This is a genomic window from Actinomyces sp. HPA0247, from assembly GCA_000411415.1.
Taxonomy (GTDB): Bacteria; Actinomycetota; Actinomycetes; order Actinomycetales; family Actinomycetaceae; genus Pauljensenia.
Genome location: KE150450.1, coordinates 821,709 through 841,243, shown reverse-complemented (window position 1 = coordinate 841,243; position 19,535 = coordinate 821,709). Strand labels below are relative to the sequence as shown.

At 64.9% G+C, this 19,535-nt stretch carries 9 protein-coding genes and 2 tRNA genes; 1 reads left to right on the top strand and 10 read right to left on the bottom strand.

From position 1 onward, the window contains the following. Window positions 1-429: 429 nt before the first annotated feature. The 4 genes from HMPREF1478_RS03380 to HMPREF1478_RS03370 all read right to left on the bottom strand — a co-directional run bounded on the left by HMPREF1478_RS03380 (window position 430) and on the right by HMPREF1478_RS03370 (window position 8,013). On the bottom strand, window positions 430-7,293 hold the full coding sequence (locus HMPREF1478_RS03380; protein ID WP_016460684.1) for an SdrD B-like domain-containing protein: 6,864 nt from the start codon (window positions 7,291-7,293) through the stop codon (window positions 430-432). A 394-nt stretch (window positions 7,294-7,687) separates the two neighbouring features. Then, a tRNA-Ala gene (locus HMPREF1478_RS03375) sits at window positions 7,688-7,760 on the bottom strand. 11 nt (window positions 7,761-7,771) lie between these two features. Next, window positions 7,772-7,906 (bottom strand): DLW-39 family protein, encoded by a 135-nt coding sequence (locus HMPREF1478_RS10830; RefSeq protein ID WP_016460683.1) that lies wholly within the window; start codon window positions 7,904-7,906, stop codon window positions 7,772-7,774. Window positions 7,907-7,936: 30 nt separating this feature from the next. Next, window positions 7,937-8,013 (bottom strand) — tRNA-Ile (locus HMPREF1478_RS03370). A gap of 123 nt (window positions 8,014-8,136) precedes the next feature. Between HMPREF1478_RS03370 and HMPREF1478_RS03365 the strand changes: the two genes are divergently transcribed. Beyond that, the gene (locus HMPREF1478_RS03365) at window positions 8,137-9,015 is read left to right on the top strand and encodes an Mbeg1-like protein (protein WP_016460682.1); all 879 of its coding nucleotides are present in this window, start codon (window positions 8,137-8,139) and stop codon (window positions 9,013-9,015) included. A gap of 1,815 nt (window positions 9,016-10,830) precedes the next feature. Here the strand turns inward: HMPREF1478_RS03365 and HMPREF1478_RS03360 are convergent. The 6 genes from HMPREF1478_RS03360 to recF all read right to left on the bottom strand — a co-directional run bounded on the left by HMPREF1478_RS03360 (window position 10,831) and on the right by recF (window position 19,534). Next, the gene (locus HMPREF1478_RS03360) at window positions 10,831-11,223 is read right to left on the bottom strand and encodes a DUF3566 domain-containing protein (RefSeq protein WP_016460680.1); all 393 of its coding nucleotides are present in this window, start codon (window positions 11,221-11,223) and stop codon (window positions 10,831-10,833) included. A 127-nt stretch (window positions 11,224-11,350) separates the two neighbouring features. Then, window positions 11,351-13,975, bottom strand: a complete 2,625-nt coding sequence (gene gyrA, locus HMPREF1478_RS03355) for a DNA gyrase subunit A (protein WP_016460679.1) — start codon at window positions 13,973-13,975, stop codon at window positions 11,351-11,353. Window positions 13,976-14,049: 74 nt separating this feature from the next. Next, a complete protein-coding gene (gene gyrB / locus HMPREF1478_RS03350) occupies window positions 14,050-16,074 on the bottom strand; it encodes a DNA topoisomerase (ATP-hydrolyzing) subunit B (RefSeq protein ID WP_016460678.1) in 2,025 nt (674 codons plus the stop codon). A 302-nt stretch (window positions 16,075-16,376) separates the two neighbouring features. Continuing rightward, window positions 16,377-17,411: a DUF5067 domain-containing protein gene (locus HMPREF1478_RS03345; protein ID WP_016460677.1), complete on the bottom strand. Its 1,035-nt coding sequence runs from the start codon at window positions 17,409-17,411 to the stop codon at window positions 16,377-16,379. Window positions 17,412-17,514: 103 nt separating this feature from the next. After that, window positions 17,515-18,345 (bottom strand): DciA family protein, encoded by an 831-nt coding sequence (locus HMPREF1478_RS03340; RefSeq protein WP_016460676.1) that lies wholly within the window; start codon window positions 18,343-18,345, stop codon window positions 17,515-17,517. Beyond that, window positions 18,338-19,534, bottom strand: coding sequence for a DNA replication/repair protein RecF (gene recF / locus HMPREF1478_RS03335; RefSeq protein WP_016460675.1), 1,197 nt, complete (start codon window positions 19,532-19,534; stop codon window positions 18,338-18,340). Before recF ends, HMPREF1478_RS03340 begins: the two co-directional genes overlap by 8 nt. Window position 19,535 lies beyond the last annotated feature (1 nt).

Genomic DNA, 19,535 nt, shown 5'->3' with positions numbered 1-19,535 from the left:
ATTTCGCATGCAATTCGGTTAGACCAAATTTCAACAAACCCAGAAAACGTTGCAATTCCAACGATGCAAATTCAATATTTGAACAAGCTGCTGGGGAATTGCATGCGAAATTGATGATTGACAGCCACAACTGGGCCACATACAGCAACCCAGGGCCTGGCCGCGGTGCCGGTGGGCGGCGGCAGGGCCTGGCCGGACAACGAGCCGACGCGCCGAGCCGGAAGCTCGCGGCGCGGACGGCTCGCGGGCGGGCCGCCGCCCACGGGCACACAAAGCAGCCCGGCCCAGCGGGCCGCCGCCCACCGGCACACACAGCGGCCAGGCCCACAGAGCAGAACGCGCGGCGGCCGGGCACGCCAAAGGGGCGGGTACCGAAGTACCCGCCCCTCACTCAGCCACTGCCTCGTCGAGGCTCAGGCCGAATGGATGTCAGTCCTGGCGACGGCGACGCATCCACAGGAACATGCCGCCAACGACGGCCGCTCCCAGGCCGGCTCCGCCGATGAGGCCGTCGAAGCCAGTGCGTGCGAGGCGCTGCTTCAGGCTCGGCTCCACGGCCGGGACGTCGGGTGCGACGTAACCGAAGTTCACGCCGGTGACCAACTGGTTCTCGAAGCCGATCGTGATCTCACCGGACATGGAGTCGGCGATGCCGTCGGGGTCCTCGGTCTGGTCGAGGCCGGCGAGGTCGCCGTCCGGGTGGACCTTGACTCGGTAGGTGCCGGCGGGCAGCTTCTCGAAGGAGTAGTTGCCATCCGCATCCGTCGTCGTGGTGGCCACGACGTTGCCGTCCTTGTCGAGCAGGTCGACCGTCACGCCGGAGAAGGTTTCTTCACCGTCGGTGTAGGAGCCGGACTTGTCGGAGTCGCGGTAGACGCGACCGGCGATCGAGTAGTCGGGCACGTAGCCGAAGTTGACCTTCTCCTGCAGGGAGTTCTCCGGGCCCATCGTGTACACCGCGGAGGTGTCGTCGATGGTGGCGTCGGGGTCCTCGGTCTGGTCGTAGTCCTTGATGGACGAGGAGCGCACGACCTTGACGGTGTACTTGCCGTCGGGCAGGTGCTGGAAGGCGTAGTTGCCGTCCGCGTCGGTGTCGAGCATCTGGAGGACCTTGCCGTCCTCGTCGAGGAGCTGGACGCTCACGCGCTCGAGGCCGGGCTCGTCACCGTCGATCATCTTGTCGCGGTTGTCGTCGCGGTAGACAGTTCCCTTGATCGTGTTGTTGGGGACGTAGCCGAAGTCGACGTCGCCCTTGGTGGGGTTCTTCTCGTCGAGGGTGATCGGCTCGGACGCGTTATCCAGCTTGTTGTCGGGGTCGCCGGTCTGGTCGGTGTCGGTGAGGGCACCGTCCTTGACGACCTTGACGGAGTAGGTGCCGTCGGGCAGGTGCTCGAAGGAGTACTTGCCGTCCTTATCGGTCGTCGTGGTGGCGATGACGTTGCCGTCCTTGTCGAGGAGCTGGACGCTCACGCCGGAGTAGCGTCCTTCGGTGTCGCCCTTCTTTCCGTTGCGGTCACCGTCGCGGTAGATGGTGCCGTTGATGGAGTTGTTGGCGATGTAACCGAAGTTGACATCCGTCTGGGTGCGGTGGTCATTGCTCAGCGAGATGACGCCGGAGACGCTGTCCTTGGTGGAGTCCGGGTCCTCGGTCTGGTCGAGGTCGGTGAGGGCACCGTCCTTGACGACCTTGACGGTGTAGTCGCCGGCGGGCAGCTTGGAGAAGGAGTAGGCGCCGTTCGCGTCCGTCGTGGTGGTCGCGACGACCTTGCCGTCCTTGTTGCGCAGCTCGACGGTCTGGTTGGCGTAGCCCTTCTCGGTTGCGCCGTGCGTCTCGTTGCGGTCACCGTCGCGGTAGACGAGGCCGTGGATCGAGTAGTCCGGCACGTAACCGAAGTCGATGTGGTCCTTGGAGGGGTTGTCCTCACCCAGGGTCACCGGCTCGGAGGCGTTGTCCTTGGTGGCATCCGGGTCCTCGGTCTGCTCGGTGTCGGCGAGTTCGCCGTCCTTGACGACCTTGACGGAGTAGGTGCCGTCGGGCAGCTTGGAGAAGGAGTAGTTGCCGTTTGCGTCAGTCGTCGTGGTGGCGATGACCTGGCCATCCTTGTCGAGGAGCTGGACGGTGACGCCGGAGTATCCGGGCTCGGTGCCGTCCTGGTCGCCGTTGCGCGAGTCATCGCGGTAGACGGTGCCCGACAGGGAGTTGTTGTTCACGTAGCCGAAGTTGACGTCCGTCTTGGACGGGTTGTCGTTGTTCAGTGTGATCGGTTCGGAGGCGTTGTCCTTCGTGGCGTCCGGGTCACCGGTCTGTTCGAGGCCGGCGATGGGGCCATCCTGAACGACCTTGATGGAGTAGGTGCCCGCGGGGAGCTTGTCGAAGGAGTAGTTGCCGTTCGCGTCGGTCGTGGTCGTGGCGACGACGTTGCCGTCGGCGTCAACGAGGTTGACCGTCACGCCCTCGTAGAGCTTCTCGTCCGTGTCCAGCGCGCCGGAGCGGTTGCCGTCACGGTAGATCGTTCCCTTGATGAAGTAGTCGGGCACGTAGCCGAAGTTGACGTTCTTCTTCGTGGGGTTGTCCTCGTTCAGGACGATGGGCTCGGAGGCGCTGTCCTTGGTGCCGTCCGGGTCCTCGGTCTGCTCGAGGTCGGTGAGGGCGCCGTCCTTGACGACCTTGACGGAGTAGGTGCCGTCGGGCAGGTTGTCGAAGGAGTAGTTGCCGTTGGCATCGGTCTTGGTGGTCGCGATGACCTGGCCGTCCTTGTCGAGGAGCTGGACCGTCTGCTCGGGGTAGCCGACCTCGCCCCCATTGTGGGAGTTGGAGCGGTTGTCGTCGCGGTAGACCGTGCCGGAGATCGAGTTGTTCGAGATGTACCCGAAGTTGACGTTCTCCTTGATCGGATCGTTCAGCTCGAGGGTGATGTCACCAGAGGTGTTGTCCTTGGTGCCATCGGGGTCCTCGGTCTGGACGAGGTCGGCGATGGGGCCTTCCTTGCGGACGCGCACCTTGTAGGTGCCTTCCTCGAGGTTGGTGAAGGCGTAGGCGCCCTTGTTGTCGGTGGTCGTGGTGGCCACGACGTTACCGGCGTTGTCGAGGAGGTCGACGGTCACGCCCTGGTAGAGCTTCTCGCCGTCCTCGAGGGATTCGGAGCGGTCGGCGTCACGGTAGACGATGCCCTTGATCGTGTAGTTCGTGGCGTAACCGAAGTTCACGTTCTTCACGGAGGGGTTGTCGTGGTTCACCTGGACGACGCCGGAAGTGTTGTCCTTGGTGCCGTCCGGGTCCTCGGTCTGCTCGAGCTTCTTGAGCAGGTCGGAGGGCTCCACCTTGACCGTGTACTTGCCGGCGGGCAGCTTCGAGAAGGAGTACGTGCCGTCTGCCTTCGTCGTGGTCGTCGCGACGACCGAGCCGTCCTCACCGAGCAGCTTCACGGTGATGCCGTCGAAGCCGGGCTCTGAGTTGTTGAGGGTCTCGGAGCGGTCCTTGTCGTAGTACACGGTGCCGGAGACCGTGTAGTCCTCGGCGTAGCCGAAGTTGACGTTGATGACGTCCGGATCGGAGCGGGTGAAGGTGATGGCCTGCGAACGCGAGTCAGCCTGACCGGAGGGGTCCTCGGTCTGCTCGGTGTCGGCGAGCGGGCCGGTCTTATCGACCTGGACGGTGTAGGTGCCGTCGCTCAGGCCGGTGAAGGAGTAGTTGCCGTCCGCGTCGGTCGTCGTGGTGGCCACGACGTTACCGGAGGGGTCAAGCAGCTTCACGGTGACGCCGGACAGGTCGATGTCGCCCGTGTTCTTCGTCTTGTCCCGGTTCTGGTCGAGGTAGACGGTGCCGGAGATCGCGTGCTTCTTAACGTAGCCGAAGTTGACGTTCTCCTGAACGGGGTTGTCGGCGTTCAGCGTGATCGCGCCGGAGGCGTTGTCCTTGGTGCCGTCCGGGTCCTCTGTCTGGTCGAGGTTGGCCAGTTCGCCGGCCTTGGTGACCTTGACCGTGTAGGTCCCGGCGTCGAGGCCGGTGAAGGAGTAGTTGCCGTCCGCGTCGGTCGTCGTGGTGGCCACGACATTACCGTCGGCGCCGACCAGCTGGACCGTCACGTCCTTGAAGGGCTCCTCGCCGTTGTTGTACGAGGAGGACTCGTTCGCGTCGTAGTACACCTTGCCGGAGACGCGGTGCTTGACGGAGATGGACGCCGTCGAGGAGTTGTTACCGGGCACGAGGTCGTACTCGGGCGGGTTCGCGAAGGACGCCGTGTTGTTCAGGGTCTTGCCTTCGGTGCCCGCATTCAGCGTGACGGTCACGAAGAGCGAGGCGTATTCGCCGGCGAGCATGTCGCCCATGGCCCACGTGGTGCCGTCGAAGGTGCCGGCCTCGTCGGTGCCCTGACATTCCTGCGGCAGGCCGCTCGTGTAGCCGGAGGTGCACTTGTGCGTCTCGGCGGACACGAAGGTCGTGCCTGCGGGGAAGGCTTCCTTGACCTTGAGGTCGGGGGCCTTGCCCTGGCCGATGTTGCCGGCGTCAATGCGGTAGGTGACCTGGTCACCGGGCTTCAGGTTGGACGCGTCGGAGACGACGGTCTTGTTGAGGGCGACGTCGAGCGCGAGGGCGATGGCGACCTTGATCGGCTCGGCGGGCAGGATGGCGCGGTTGTTCGAGGCCTGGGTGGCCGCGATCGCGACGGACTCGTAGGCGATGCCGGTCGCGTTATCGGGGGCCTTGATGGGCGCGATGATCGGGATCGACGCGCCGGCCTTGATCGGGGTGGCCTTGCCGTTGATGTAGATGCGGTAGGACTTCACGTCGGCCCACGAGGCCGGGGTGGCGGTCCAGTTGTTGTCGCATCCAGCGGGACCGGCTGCCATCGCGTCACCCTGGTTCATGACTTCGCCGCGGCAGGGGTTGAAGGAGGTGGAGTACTCGATGGTGACCTGCGAGGGGTCGATGCCCGAGCCTGCGCCGACCTGGAGGGGGCCGGTGAGGATCGGTTCCCACTCGGAGCCGCGGGGATCAGAACCCTGGATGGCGGTGTCGTTCACGTGGGGCAGGATGCCGTACACGGTCATGTCGGACAGGTCCGCGTTACCGGAGTTGGTGGGGGTGATGCGGTACTGACCGTCTTCACCCTGGCGGATAACGGACACGCCGTCGGTGTACTTCTTGTAGGTCGAGCCTTCGATGGAGCCGAGGCTCTCGAGGACGACGTCGGCACCGGCCTGCTCGGAGACCGTGAAGGTCGAGGAGACGGGGCAGACCTGGTCGTTGGTCTTGCCGTCACCGTTGACATCGTAGGTGTCGTCGGTGGAGCCGTAGAAGCAGATGGTCGTCGTCTTGGAGGTCAGCGCGTACTCGGGTTCGGCCGCGGAGATGTAGGCCTCGTTCTTGTGCGTGCCGGCGCTCATCGAGGGGCCGACCTTGCCGCGCAGCTGGATGGTGGTGCCACCCTTGGTCTGGTAGCCGGGCCAGGTGACCTGGACGAGCTGGCGGGTGCAGCCGGTGGCATCGGTGACGTCACGGACCGTGACGGTCTTTTCCTTGCCTGCGGGACCGCCGGTGACGGAACCCTCGACGAAGGTCATGCCACAGGGCAGCAGGTCGGAGATGACGGGCTGGGAGTCGACGATGGTCGAGGTGTTGTTCGCGGTGACGCTGAACGTGACCTCGGAGCCGGGGGAAGCCAGGTTGCCCTTGATGGTGGACTTGGCGTTGTAGTACTTGGGCAGCGCGGTGCCCAGCGTGAGGATGTCGCAGTAGTCGTCGGCGGGGATCTGGATAGATCGGGAGCCGTCGAGCGACTTCATGGACCAGTCGGAGACACAGTTCTGGACGCGCACGTACTGGTCGGACTTGCCGGCCTTCCATGCGGCGGAGTTGGTGTCGGCCTGGACGTAGGTGGTGCCGTCCTCGGTCGTGGGGGTGCCGGCGCCGACCGGGCCTGCGACGTTCAGGATCGAGGACTCACCGGCGGGGATCGTCTGCTTGTAGTGGAAGACGGTCAGATACTCGTCGGCGGCGAAGGAGGAGAAGTCGAATGCCTTGCCGCGGTAGATGGTCTGAGTACCGGTGTTGCCCTTGTTGGTCCAGTAGGTGATTTCGATGGGCGTCGTGGTCTGGGTGTCCATCGTCTTGACGCGCATGAGGGGCTTGGAGCAGTCCTTGGAGCCGTCGGTCGGGGACACGAGGCCACAGGTCATGTAGTCGGTGTACTCCATGACGACCGGGACGTTGGAGTTGTTGGAGTAGCTGTACAGCCAGTTGCCCTGCTTGCCGCGCTCGAACTGGCTCATGGCGCGCTTGTTGAAGCCGCCGCCGTAGCGAACCTCGCTGTCGAAGCGGTGCGTGAAGGAGGCATCGGCGGTGACAACGTTGGTCTCGTTGTGCATTTCCGAGCCGGTGAGCTTCGCGGTGTTGGTGACGGTGTCCTCCGTGCAGGTGTCGTCGTAGTGGACGGTGACGGACAGGACGATGTTCATGAACGCGGGGTTGACGTCGCCGACGTTCCAGGTGACGGTGTGGGTCGCGGCGTCGTAGGAGCTTTCGACGGTCGCGGCCGTGTTCGTCTTGGTGTTACCCGAGGCCGAGGAGGACACGTACTTGGCGCACGTCGGCAGCGGGTCGGTGATGACGACGTTGGTCATGTTGGACTTGCCGTTGAGGCCGTCGATGTTCGTATCGTAGGACGGCGTGATCTGGTAGGTCACGTCGACGCCCTTGGGGGTGGCCACGGGGCCGGTCTTCTTCAGGGTCGGCGTCGGCTCGGACTTGATCGTGACGGTCGCCTGCGAGGTTTGCTTGCTCTCGCCGGAGGTGAAGGTCGCGACCGGGGTGACGGTGGAGCCGCCGGGGGTCACGCCACGCGGGGCGGTGAAGGTCAGGACCGTCTGGAACGAGGAGCCGGCGGCGACTGTTCCGAGGTTGTAGGTGACGAGGCCATCGGCGTTAGCGGTCGGAGCCTTGATCGTGGGGGTGACGACCTTCTTGCCGGCGGTGGCCGTGGCGTTGACGCCTTCGGGGGCCGAGTCGAGGTTCGAGTTACCCGCGGGCGTCACGGTGTGGGGCAGCGTGATGGTGACGACCGAGTCGAGGCAGTCCTCCGTGGTGGAGGCACACGAGAACTCGACGACGTAGCGCTGCTCGACACCGGAGAGGTACGAGGTCTCGTCGGGAGTGATAGCGAGCTTGAGCGTCGGCGCTGCCGCATAGGCGGGCAGCGTCGTGACGCCGATCATAACGAGGGCGGTCGTGACAAGCATGGCAAGCAGCTGGGCTGGCTTGGATGCCTTCGACCATATGTGATTGATGTGCACAGACTTCTCCTGAGTGTGCGAAAACAGTATATTTCAAGCCAATTCTACGGGTTTCGCAGCAAGTGTGAAGGGGGTATTTTCCGAGGTCAGGGACCCTCTAACTTCACTCTGTCAGGTCAGTTTTTATGCAGTCAGGTCAGCGCAACAAACAACCGTCCACACGGTTTATACACAACTGTGCACAACGCTGTGGATAAACAGGGGTCTTCACTGCAGGTAATGGGCTACTCTGCATCTTTTCCACCAAGAGCATCGTCACTGTCCCACGAATAACCAAATGGTCGGACAAATCGTTTCCCACTGCACAATGAGGCCTTATCAGGCCATTCGTCCCATAAGACTTGACGAAGTTCACATGCAAAAAACCCGCAACCATCAGGTTGCGGGTGAAGCGTGGAGCTAACGGGACTCGAACCCGTAACCCCCTGCTTGCAAAGCAGGTGCGCTACCAATTGCGCCATAGCCCCGTTGGAGAGACTCAGTCTTCCACGGTGTCCGTCACGGACGTCCACAGGTCAGCATTATCGGAAAGATCAACCAGAATTTGTCGAACGATGATGCCCACGGCCACGACGGATCCGACAGCCACACAACAGGTGACCCATTTCTTCATGATGATCCTCCGCTTTCGCTCGCCTGCGGATGGTGGGCCTAGGTGGGCTCGAACCACCGACCTCAGTCTTATCAGGACTGCGCTCTAACCTACTGAGCTATAGGCCCAACCGGCACCCTTGCGGGCACTCGGATATAGTACACAGCACAGGGCCATCCGGCAAAATCGAGAGTTCGTGACGTCGAACACGACGAGTTTTCACCGCTCTCAAAGGAGGGAATCAGCGCGTCGTGGCTACGATCCTTGACTACGTTCGTCAGGCTCACTCGCCACTTCAGGCGGACCTCTCCCCCACCGACGCCCTCGCCCTCTCCTGCCTGGTCTACGTCGATTTCCACGCGCTGCCCGGGCCTCGTTCCCCGCGCGGCTGCCTGCTCCGGGAGGTCGCCCAGGCCTCGTCCATCCCTTCCCTGTATCGCTATTCATCGCCGACACACGCGGATCGTCTGCTCCTCGAAGCGGCCGGCTCCAGCGCACGATTCGGCGGCCTGCGCGTGTGCGATGCGGTCACTCGGTTGGGGACGCACCCGCTCGCTCAGTTCGGCGCCGCCACCTTCATCGACGAGGCAGGGGCCACCTACGTGGTCTTCCGCGGCACGGATGCGAGCGCGGTCGGGTGGGCGGAGGATGCCCGATTTGGCCTTGATTTTCCGACGGATTCGCAGCGGTGGGCCGCCAACTACCTGGCGTATGCGGCGTCGCGCGCGAAGGGGCCGGTCGTGGTGCTCGGTCACTCGAAGGGCGCCAATTGTGCGCTCTATGCGGCGGCGGCTACCACTCCCCCGACGCTTTCACTCGTACATGCCTTCGATCCCGTTGGTTTCCCTGCTGCTGTTATCGACGATGGATTTTTCGACGGCATTGACGAGCTCATGCGCATCTACGTGACGGCTGGTTCGTGGGTGAGCCCGCTCCTGCCCTTGCCTGCACCAGCCACCGTCGTCGCATCTGGGTGGCCCGGTCCGCTGAGCCACAATCCGTATGCGTGGCGCCTGCAGGATGCCTCATTGGAATTCGATGGGCGTCATCTCTCGCGATCAGGCGCCCTTCTGCGCCGCATTGTTCGTGCGGCACTGTGGGCACACCCAACGCGGATTGGCACAACCTAGCGACGCCGCTCCCGCAGGTGGCTACGTGGGCCCTCTAATGCGCGTGTGGGCCCGATAAGTGGTGTCCCGAACCCAGGAGGTGATCATCTGGGCCCTTCAATGCGCACGTGGGCCCGATCATCCGCACGTGGGCCCGATGGTATGCGCGTGGGCACCGCCGCCCAGACGCATACCTAGCGGTTTACGTGCGCATCAAGGGGTTTACGTGCGTATCAAGGGGTTAACGCACATCTTCAGCGGTTTACGTGCGACCAACACACCACGACAGACGCCAAACCCGCCAAAACGCAGACCCATTCAGCAAAAACAGGCCATTTTCAGCGATTGTCACCCAATAGCTCTGCACTTTGGCGGTCATGTCCCCTCAAGTCGCGGGCTCGCGCCACCAATCGGGGGGAATTGCACTACACGGGGGTCCGACACGCCGGCGACACGCCGTAGAAGATCGTCATGTAGTGCAAAACCCCCCACCGACGCCGATGTGGGGGTGCCGAGGCACCGCAAAGTATGGTGGCGGGGCCGCAAGGCGCTGGCGGGGCCGGGGTAGTGTCGGGCCAGGGACTGTTCCGGGGACGGTGGCGGGCCGACAGACGCGACAAAATTCGCCCGGCACGGCCCCTCCCTCACTCAACCCGCGACAAAATTCGCCCAGCAACCTCAAAAACGTCAAATTTGGGGTGTTTCGAGCGCGCAGGGCGAACTTTTTCGCGCACAACCCCACCACCGCCGATGCATGGAGCGCCGGAGAGTCCAAACGGCCTGGCCGCGGTGCCCGTGGGCGGCGCCAGGGCACTGCCATAGCCCGCCAACCGGCACGAGGACTACGCCAGAGCACGACATTATTCGCCCAACAACAACCACGCCAGGCCACTTCCGGTACAAAACTCTCCCCGCACACCCACCCTCGCCGCATGTGCGGTACAAAACTCTCCCAGCACGAGCCACACGGCCCCACTTCCGGTACAAAACTCTCCCCGCTCGCCCGAAATGGCTTAATTTGGCGCTTTTTCTACATGCAGGGAGAGTTTTATACCGTTGTCACCACCAAGAAGCCGAGCAGGGAGAATTTTGTACCGAACGCGCGGCAGAGTCGGGGCTAGCCACGACACCACCACAGGCCCCACTAGTGCGGAGGGCACTGGAGGGTCTGGAGGGTCTGGAGGGCACGGGCGGGCTTCGCGGCGCAGGGACTAGCCACGGTACCGGTCGGCGGCGGCAAGACCCCAGTCAGACAAATTTCGCATGCAATTCGATTGAACCAAATTTCAACAAACCCAGAAAACGTTGCAATTCCAACGATGCAAATTCAATGTTTGAACAAGCTGCTGGGGAATTGCATGCGAAATTGCTGTGCCGACGGGCCAGGCCGCGGTGCCGGTGGGCAGCGGCAGGGCCGGGGTAGTGTCGGGCCAGGAACTGTTCCGGGGACGGTGGCAGGGCCGGGGTAGTGTCGGGCCAGGGACTGTTCCGGGGACGGTGGCGGGCCGACAGACGCGACAAAATTCGCCCGGCACGGCCCCTCCCCCACTCAACCCGCGACAAAATTCGCCCAGCAACCTCAAAAACGTCAAATTTGGAGTGTTTCGAGCGCGCAGGGCGAACTTTTTCGCGCACCGGACGCGGTGACGTGGCGATATTGAAACTAACAACACCACTGCGACCACTGATGCAGGCCAACGTGAAACCACCGTCACCACTGCGCGCCCCTGAACAGCAACCTGGAGGGGCCACGTTGTGGAGATGGGGGGAATCGAACCCCCGTCCCGAGGTATAGCAAAAGGGGCCGGCGTGAGCCGACCCCTTGCGCGAGTGCCCTCACTCATCCATGAGGGACACCTTAACGCCGCCCACCAGCGAGGCGACAACGTTGTAGAGCATGGCTCCCAGCGTCGACAGGGCGGTGAGCAGGATGACGTTGATGACGGCGACGATGGTCGCGTAGGAGATGACGCGCGGCAGTCGGGCGTAGTCGAGCAGGTCCGCGAAGCGGCCGGCGCCGACGGTCTGCAGGAAGTCTTCGATTTGGCTGAAGACGTGCATGGCGTCGACCATGAGCCACAGGACGATCGTGGCGACGACCATCGCGATGCCCAGGGCGACGGACAGGAGGAAGGAGACCTTCATGACGGTCCACGCGTCGATGCGCGCGATCGCCAGGTCAACTCGGCGGGGAGCGTCGCTGCGGGCGCTCGAGACGTGGTCGCTCATGGGTTTCCTTCCAGGTCGCACTTCCTACCTGCCAGGCTACCGCATCGCCCGGCTCTGGCGCTGGTTCCGCGCCGCTTTGGAAGCTTGATCACGGGACGAGGCGGAGGCCTCGTCCCGTGATCGCGCGTCAGTTCTCGTCGGCTGCGGTCTCGTCGCCCTCAGAGGCCGTGGCCTCGTCTGCGGGGGCGTCGGTCCCCTCAGCGGCATCCGGGGCCTCGACCGCATCGAGGCCGTCGACGGCTTCGGACTCGTCGGTTTCTTCGTCGCCGGAGTCGGGGTTGCGGGTGATTGCGATGATGCGGTCACCCTCGTCGGGGCGGGCGAAGATGACGCCCATGGTGTTGCGGGCGGTGGGTCGCACGTCGGAGGCGTTGACCTGGACGAGCTTGCCGGATTCGGTGATGACCATAACGTCTTCATCGGGTCGCACGACGAGTGCGCCGACGAGGCCGCCGCGTTCGTCGACGAGCTTGCCGACGCGCACGCCGAGGGTGCCGCGCGACTTGGTCGGGTATTCCTCGACGGGGGTGCGCTTGGCGTAGCCGGATTCGGTGACGATCAGCAGGTCGGTGTTCTCGCGCGGGACCTCCATGCTGAGCAGCTCGTCGTCGCCGCGGAACTTCATGCCGCGCACGCCGGACGTGGAGCGGCCCATGGAGCGCAGCTGGTCGTCGGTGGCGGTGAAGCGCACGGCCTGGCCGTCGCGGGAGACGAGGATGAGGTCCTCGTCGGCCATGATGGTCTGTGCTGAGACGAGCTCGTCGGGCTTGCCGTCCTCGTCTTCGCGCAGGTTGATGGCGATGATGCCGCCGGAGCGGGGCGAGTTGTACAGGCTCAGCGGGGTCTTCTTGACCAGGCCGCGCTTGGTGGCCAGGACCAGGTAGTCGGCGTCTTCGTAGGTGCGGATCGCGAGGACCTGTGCGATGTGCTCGTCGGGCTGGAAGGCCAGCAGGTTGGCGACGTGCTGGCCCTTGGCGTCGCGACCGCCCTCGGGGATCTCGTAGGCCTTGGCGCGGTAGACGCGGCCGAGGTTGGTGAAGAAGAGCAGCCAGTTGTGCGTGGTGGTGACGAAGAAGTGTTCCACCACGTCGTCGCCGCGCAGCTGGGTGCCGCGCACGCCCTTGCCGCCGCGCTTCTGCGAGCGGTAGTTGTCCGTGCGGGTGCGCTTGGCGAAGCCGTCCCGGGTGATGGTGACGACGACGTCCTCTTCGGGGATGAGGTCTTCCATCGACATTTCCCCATCGAAGGGGAGGATGCGGGTGCGGCGCTCGTCGCCGAACTTGTCGACGATTTCGCCGAGTTCGGTGGAGATGATGGCGCGCTGGCGCTCGGGCTTGGCGAGGATGTCGTTGAGGTCGTCGACGCGGGCCTTGAGTTCGGCGTGCTCGTCCATGATCTTCTGACGCTCGAGGGCGGCGAGGCGACGCAGCTGGAGGGCCAGGATTGCGTCGGCCTGGATGGCGTCCACGTCGAGCAGTTCGATCAGGCCAGCGCGGGCCTCGTCGACGGTGGGGGAGCGGCGGATGAGGGCGATGACCTCGTCGAGGGCGTCGAGGGCCTTCAGGTAGCCTTCGAGGATGTGCAGGCGTTCGAGGGCCTTGCGCAGGCGGAACTGCGTGCGGCGCACGATGACGTCCATCTGGTGGGTGATCCAGTGACGGATGAAGCCGTCGATGGACAGGGTGCGGGGTACGCCGTCGACGAGCGCGAGCATGTTGGCGGAGAAGTTCTCCTGCAGGCTGGTGCGCTTGTAGAGGTTGTTGAGGACGACCTTGGCGACGGCGTCGCGCTTGAGGACGATGACGAGGCGCTGGCCGGTACGGCCGGAGGTTTCGTCGCGGATGTCGGCGATGCCGCCGATTTGTCCGTCGCGCACGAGCTGGGCGATCTTGTCGGCCAGGTTGTCGGGGTTGACCTGGTAGGGCAGTTCGGTGACGACGAGGCACTGGCGGCCCTGGATTTCTTCGACGTTCACGACGGCGCGCTGCGTGATGGAGCCGCGGCCGGTGCGGTAGGCATCTTCGATGCCCTTGTGGCCCAGGATGGTGGCGCCGGTGGGGAAGTCGGGTCCGGGGATGAGCTTGAGGAGTGCTTCGAGGAGTTCTTCGCGCGAGGCCTCGGGGTTGTCGAGGGCCCACTGGACGCCGCGTGCGAGTTCGCGCAGGTTGTGCGGCGGGATGCGCGTGGCCATGCCGACGGCGATGCCTTCGGAGCCGTTGGCCAGGAGGTTTGGGAAGCGCGCGGGCAGGATGGTGGGTTCCTGGTTGCGGCCGTCGTAGTTGTCCTGGAAATCGACGCATTCTTCGTCGATGTCGCGGACCATTTCCATGGCCAGGGGCGCCATCTTGCACTCGGTGTAACGGGGTGCGGCGGGGCCCAGGTTGCCGGGTGTACCGAAGTTACCCTGGCCGGCGACGAGGGGGTAGCGCAGCGACCAGGGCTGCACGAGGCGCGCGAGGGCGTCGTAGATCGCGGCGTCGCCGTGGGGGTGGTAGTTACCCATGACCTCGCCGACGACGCGGGAGGACTTGGAGAACGAGGAGGTGGGGCGGTATCCGCCGTCGTACATGGCGTACAGGACGCGGCGGTGGACGGGCTTGAGGCCGTCGCGCACGTCGGGCAGGGCGCGTCCGACGATGACGCTCATCGCGTAGTCGAGGTAGGAGCGCTGCATCTCTTTTTGCAGGTCGACCTGGCGGATGCGCTCGGTGTCCGAGATGTGCCGCGCGTCAGTAGTCTGCTCGTCGCTCACGTTTTTCCTTACGTTGTTTCTGCTCGATCAGGCCCGTTCGGTACGAGGCCGGGGCTGGGCTGGTCGCGGTGTTGTCAGATGTCGAGGAAGCGCACGTCGGTGGCGTTGCGCTGGATGAAGGTGCGGCGTCGGTCGACGTCGTCGCCCATGAGGATCGTGAAGGTTTCGTCGGCGTCTGCGGCCTCGTCGAGGGTGACCTGCTTGAGGATTCGGTGTTCCGGATCCATGGTGGTCTCCCACAGTTCATGGTCGTTCATTTCGCCGAGGCCCTTGTAGCGCTGGATGCCGCCTTCCTTGGGTAGGCGGCGGTTTGCGGCGGTGCCGGCGGCGAGCAGTTCGTCGCGTTCCTTGTCGGAGTACGCGAATTCGTGCTCGGCGTTGGTCCACTTGATGCGGTACAGCGGGGGCATCGCGATGAAGGTGTGGCCGCCCTCGATGAGGGGGCGCATGTAGCGGAAGAGGAGGGTCAGCAGCAGCGTGGCGATGTGCTGGCCGTCGACGTCGGCGTCCGCCATGATGACGATCTTGCCGTAGCGCAGCTTGGAGATGTCGAAGTCTTCGCCGATGCCGGTGCCGAAGGCGGTGATGAGGGAGCGGATCGTGTCCGAGGACAGGGCTCGGTCGAGGCGCGCCTTTTCGACGTTGAGGATCTTGCCGCGGATGGGCAGGATGGCCTGGCGTTCGGGGTCGCGGCCGCCGACGGCGGAGCCGCCTGCGGAGTCACCCTCGACGATGAAGATTTCGCATTCGGATGGCGTGCGCGAGGAGCAGTCGCGCAACTTACCCGGCATGGAGGCGGATTCGAGGACGCCCTTGCGGCGCGTGGCCTCGCGGGCCTTGCGGGCGGCGACGCGGGCGGCCTGGGCGGCCTGGCCCTTGGCGATGATGGCCTTGGCGTCGGCGGGGTGGGCGTCGAACCAGTCGGTGAGCTTGGAGTAGACCTGCTGCTGAACAAAGGTGCGGGCCTCGGTGTTGCCGAGCTTGGTCTTGGTCTGGCCTTCGAACTGGGGCTCGGTGAGCTTGATCGAGATGACGGCGGTGAGGCCTTCGCGGACGTCGTCACCGGTGAGGTTGTCGTCCTTGTCGCGGATGATGCCCTTGTCGCGGCCGTAGCGGTTGACGAGGGAGGTCAGCGCGGTGCGGAAGCCCTCCTCGTGCATGCCGCCTTCGGTGGTGTTGATGGTGTTGGCGAAGGTGTGGACGGACGAAGAGTAGGCGGTGGTCCACTGCATGGCGATTTCCACGCTCATGGTGCCTTCGTCGTTTTCGGCTTCGAAGTCGATGATCTCGTTGTTGATCGTGTCGGACTTCTTGGCGGAGTCAAGGTATTCGACGTAGTCGCGCAGGCCGTGCTCGTAGCAGTAGGTGACGGTGCGGTGGCCCTTGGTCTTCTTGTCCGAGGCCTCCTCGCCGCCGGCGATTTCGTCGCCTTCGTCGGTGGCGGACTCGCGCTCGTCGGTCAGGGTGATGCGCAGGCCCTTGTTGAGGAAGGCCATCTGCTGGAAGCGCTGGCGCAGGGTTTCGAAGTCGAATTCGACGGTTTCGAAGATTTCGGGGTCCGGGTAGAAGACCTGCGTGGTGCCGGTTTCGTCGGTTGCTTCGCCGCGTTCGAGGGGGGTGATGGGGGTGCCGCCGTTTGCGAACGACATGCGCCACACGTAGCCCTGGCGGCGGATTTCGGTGTTGACGCGGGTGGAGAGGGCGTTGACGACGGAGATGCCGACGCCGTGCAGGCCGCCGGAGACGGCGTATCCGCCGCCGCCGAACTTGCCGCCGGCGTGGAGGATCGTCATGACGACCTCGACGGTGGGCTTGTGCTCGGTGGGGTGCTCGTCGACGGGGATGCCTCGGCCGTTGTCGACGACCTTGATGCCGCCGTCTGCCTGGATCGTGACCTCGATGTGGTCGGCGTAGCCGGCCAGGGCCTCGTCCACGGAGTTGTCGACGACCTCGTACACCAGGTGGTGCAGGCCGCGTTCGCCGGTGGATCCGATGTACATGCCCGGGCGCTTGCGGACGGCTTCCAGGCCCTCGAGGACGGTGATGTCCGATGCGCCGTAGGACTGCTCGCCTTCGGCGGTCTTCTCGTTGTCAGCCACGTGGCTCCCCTCGCAGTGCGCGAAAATAGATGTTTAACCTTGTAGATTCTACCAAAAGTGGCGCTTGTACCCGGGATTGACGGGCTCGGAGGGTTACTTTACAAACTGTGTGATTGCAACGAAAACTCGACTGTGATGAGTCACATGCCGATTGTGGTTGCGGCTGGGACACACGGGGCCGCCCTCCCGGCTGGGAGGGCGGCCCCGATGCGTGCGTTCAGGCGGAGCGACCGCCTGCATTGCGGTCACCGCCGCAGCGCGGCGTGTGCCTGTCGATGCAGGCCAACAAGGGTGGTGTCAGATCACTTCGGATCCCAGAAGAAGGGCTCAAGATCATGGTCAGTGTCGAACATGTCGAGTCCGAAGATGGTGACGGTGTCCGTGGTGCTCTTGAGCTTGTAGCCGATGACGACTGTCTTGGTCTCGCCCACATTCATTTTCTTCAACAGATCGATGGGGTCGTAGCCCGGGAGATCTTTCTTCATGAATGTCGCGGATTCCAGGAACTGATCGTTCTGATACATCATGGGTAGCGCAAGAAAGGCACTCACGTCCTCGCTCTTGTTGTTGTTGGTGACCGTGTAGGTTGCGACTACAGTCGGGTCACCGTCGTCGTCAGTCGGGCCCAACTCGATCTTCGTGCTCTCGACGTGGACGGTGTTGCCGGCAAGATCAGCTTCGTAGTGGTCTTTCGAACCGTTGTTGCCCTTCGACGAACCGGGGCCCTTGCTACCGCTCGACGAGCCGGAACCGCTCGAGGAACCCGAGCCCTTGCTACCACTCGACGAGCCGGAACCACTTGACGACCCCGAACCGGAACCGCTCGAGGAACCGCCCGACGAGGACGAAGAGGGATCCGAGGACGGCTCAGAGGCGCTCCTCGAACCGGAGCCGAGCAGGCCCCAGACCACGAGGCCGCCGATCATGAGGAGGACGACGACGCCCGCGACGACGCCAACGATGAGGGGAGTCTTCGACTTCTGCTGGGGAGCGCCCATCGGCGACATCCCAGGCTGCCCGTAGCCCTGCGGGTAGCCGCCCTGGTTCTGCATACCGTAGGCGTTGCCGCCTTGGCTGCCGTAGGGATTTGCGTTGCTCTGGCCGCCGTAGGGGTCGGACGCGCTCTGCCCACCGTAGGGGTTCTGCGTGTTTGCAGCGCCGTACGGGTTGGATGCGTTCTGCCCGTAGCCCTGCTGGGGCCCGGCGCCATACTGGCCGTTCCCGTAGCCCTGCTGTTGGGGTTGCCGCCCGCCGTAGGCGCCCTGGCCGTAGCCCTGCTGCCCCTGGGGGTTGTTTCCCCACCCGTTACCGCCCTGTTGTGCGTACGGATTGCTCATTGTTACTCCTCGTCAAATTCGCACTAGTGTGCGGGATTCAGTTGAAGACTAACAAAATCCGGCCATGTGGGGGAGTCCCCCGCTCATTTTCTCGCCTAGTGACCTACCCGTAGTCGGCGCGCGGGCCTCGGCCACGCACGACGTAGGGGCCTTTCCTCCACGAGGGGGCGACGGGGCCTCGGATGATGACCTGTTCGACGACGCCCGAGCCGACCTCTTCGGCGATGCGGCGCTCGATGGTGGGCAGGAGGAGCTGGAGCTGTTTGGCCCAGGCGGTGGAGTCGGTGCGCACGACGAGGCGGTGGCCTTCGAAGGTCTCGATGTGGGCGTGTTCGGCGACCTGGGGGCCGACGATGACACGCCATTTCGCCATGATCGAGCCCATTTTCGTGGGGGTGTCCCATTCGCGGGCTTTGATTGTGCGCGCCAGGATCGCGCCCAGCGAGTTGGCCCGGCGGTAGCGCGGGCGCATGGCGGCCATGCCGGGTGCGCGGCTCCACGAGGCGCCGGTTCCCTCGAGGGCTTGGCGCAGGGCCGCGAGGTCTCCCTCGGGGTCCTCCTCATTCGACGAGGCCGGGGCCTCGATTCCATTGGCGTGACGGTAGGCGGCGGCTCGGGCTGCGGCTCGCGCCTGGGCATCGTCCTCACTGCCGGCGAGGCGTCCGAAGCCGTCGGTTTCGATGGCGGCATATTCGCTGGTTCCGTCGAGGCTGCGGCGGGGCCGCGTTTCGTCGAGGCCCCACGAGGGCAGGGTCGAGCGGGTGTATCCGTGCGTGCGGGCGACGCTTTGGGCGCGTTCGAGGGCGCGGACGACGAACTCGTCGGCTTCTTCGTCGGGGGCATCGCCGAAGCCCACGACCCCGGGCTCCAGGCCAGCGTCGGAGAAGTCCGCGTCGGAGAAGTCCGCGTCGGCGCGGCCGCCACACTCACTCATCGTCGGGTCCGTCGATGACGGTGCCGCGCTCGGGGTCGAGGCGCACGTGCAGGGCGTGGTGGTCGAGGGAGGCGGGCAGGTCGCCAGCGACCGCGCAGGTGACGATGATCTGCTCGGCTTTCGAGGCCAGGGCGGCCAGGCCCTCACGGCGCGAGGAGTCGAGCTCGGCGAAGACGTCGTCGAGGATGAGGATCGGGGTGTCGCCATCGTCGCTGAGGAGTTCGAAGGCGCCGAGGCGCAGGGCGAGGGCGACCGACCAGGATTCGCCGTGGGACGCGTAACCCTTGACGGGCATCGCGCCGAGGCCCAGGGTCAGGTCGTCGCGGTGTGCGCCGACGAGGTTGACGCCGCGCTCGGTTTCCTTCTCGCGCACGGACGTCAGGGCGGCGAGCATGCGCTGCGTCTGGGCCTCCGCGTCGGTGAGGTCCGCGCTGGCCGGGTTATCGGGGTCGGTGCCGATGACGCGGTCAACCGAGGCGTCGAAGGCGAGGCGCAGGTGGCGCGGGGAGTCGGCCACGTCGTCGTAGGCGCGCGCGGCCGGCTCTTCCAGGCGCGACGCGATGGACGCGCGCGTGGCCGTGATGCGCGCGGACAGCGCTGCAAACTGCTGATCCCAGATCTCGAGGGTCGACAGGTCGGGGGACTGGCCGCGGCGGATCGAGGCCTGGGCGGCCTTCATGAGCGCGGCGCGCTGGCGCGCAACACGATCGAAGTCGGAGCGCACGGAGGCGTGGATGGGGGAGAGCTGCGTGGCCAGGTCATCCAGGAAAGAGCGGCGCACCGACGGGTCGCCGCGTACGAGGGACAGATCCTCGGGGGCGAACACGACCGTGCGCACGATGCCCAGAATCTCGCGGGGCTTCACCTGCGCACGGTTGATGCGCGCACGATTGGCCTTGCCGCGCACAATCTCCAGCTCGATGACCTGCTCGCGGCCCGAGGCCACGACCCGCGCGCGGATGACGGCGCCACCCGGGGCGGCCTCGGCCTCGTCGATGGGGATGCGCACGAGCGCGCCCTCCGCGCCGACCCTGTGCGACGAGAACGTGGACAGGTAGGCGAGCGCCTCGACAAGGTTCGTCTTTCCCTGGCCGTTCGCGCCCACCAGGACCGTAGGGCCCTCGGGCAGCTCGACGACCCCGTGCTTCCAGGAGCGGAAGTCGTCGAGGGCCAGGTGGGAGACGCGCACG

Coding starts and splice junctions, on each gene's coding strand:
- HMPREF1478_RS03360 (WP_016460680.1), bottom strand. CDS start 11,223: ATGAGCGACCACGTCTCGAGCGCCCGCAGCGACGCTCCCCGCCGAGTT.
- HMPREF1478_RS03345 (WP_016460677.1), bottom strand. CDS start 17,411: ATGAGCAATCCGTACGCACAACAGGGCGGTAACGGGTGGGGAAACAAC.
- HMPREF1478_RS10830 (WP_016460683.1), bottom strand. CDS start 7,906: ATGAAGAAATGGGTCACCTGTTGTGTGGCTGTCGGATCCGTCGTGGCC.
- HMPREF1478_RS03340 (WP_016460676.1), bottom strand. CDS start 18,345: ATGAGTGAGTGTGGCGGCCGCGCCGACGCGGACTTCTCCGACGCGGAC.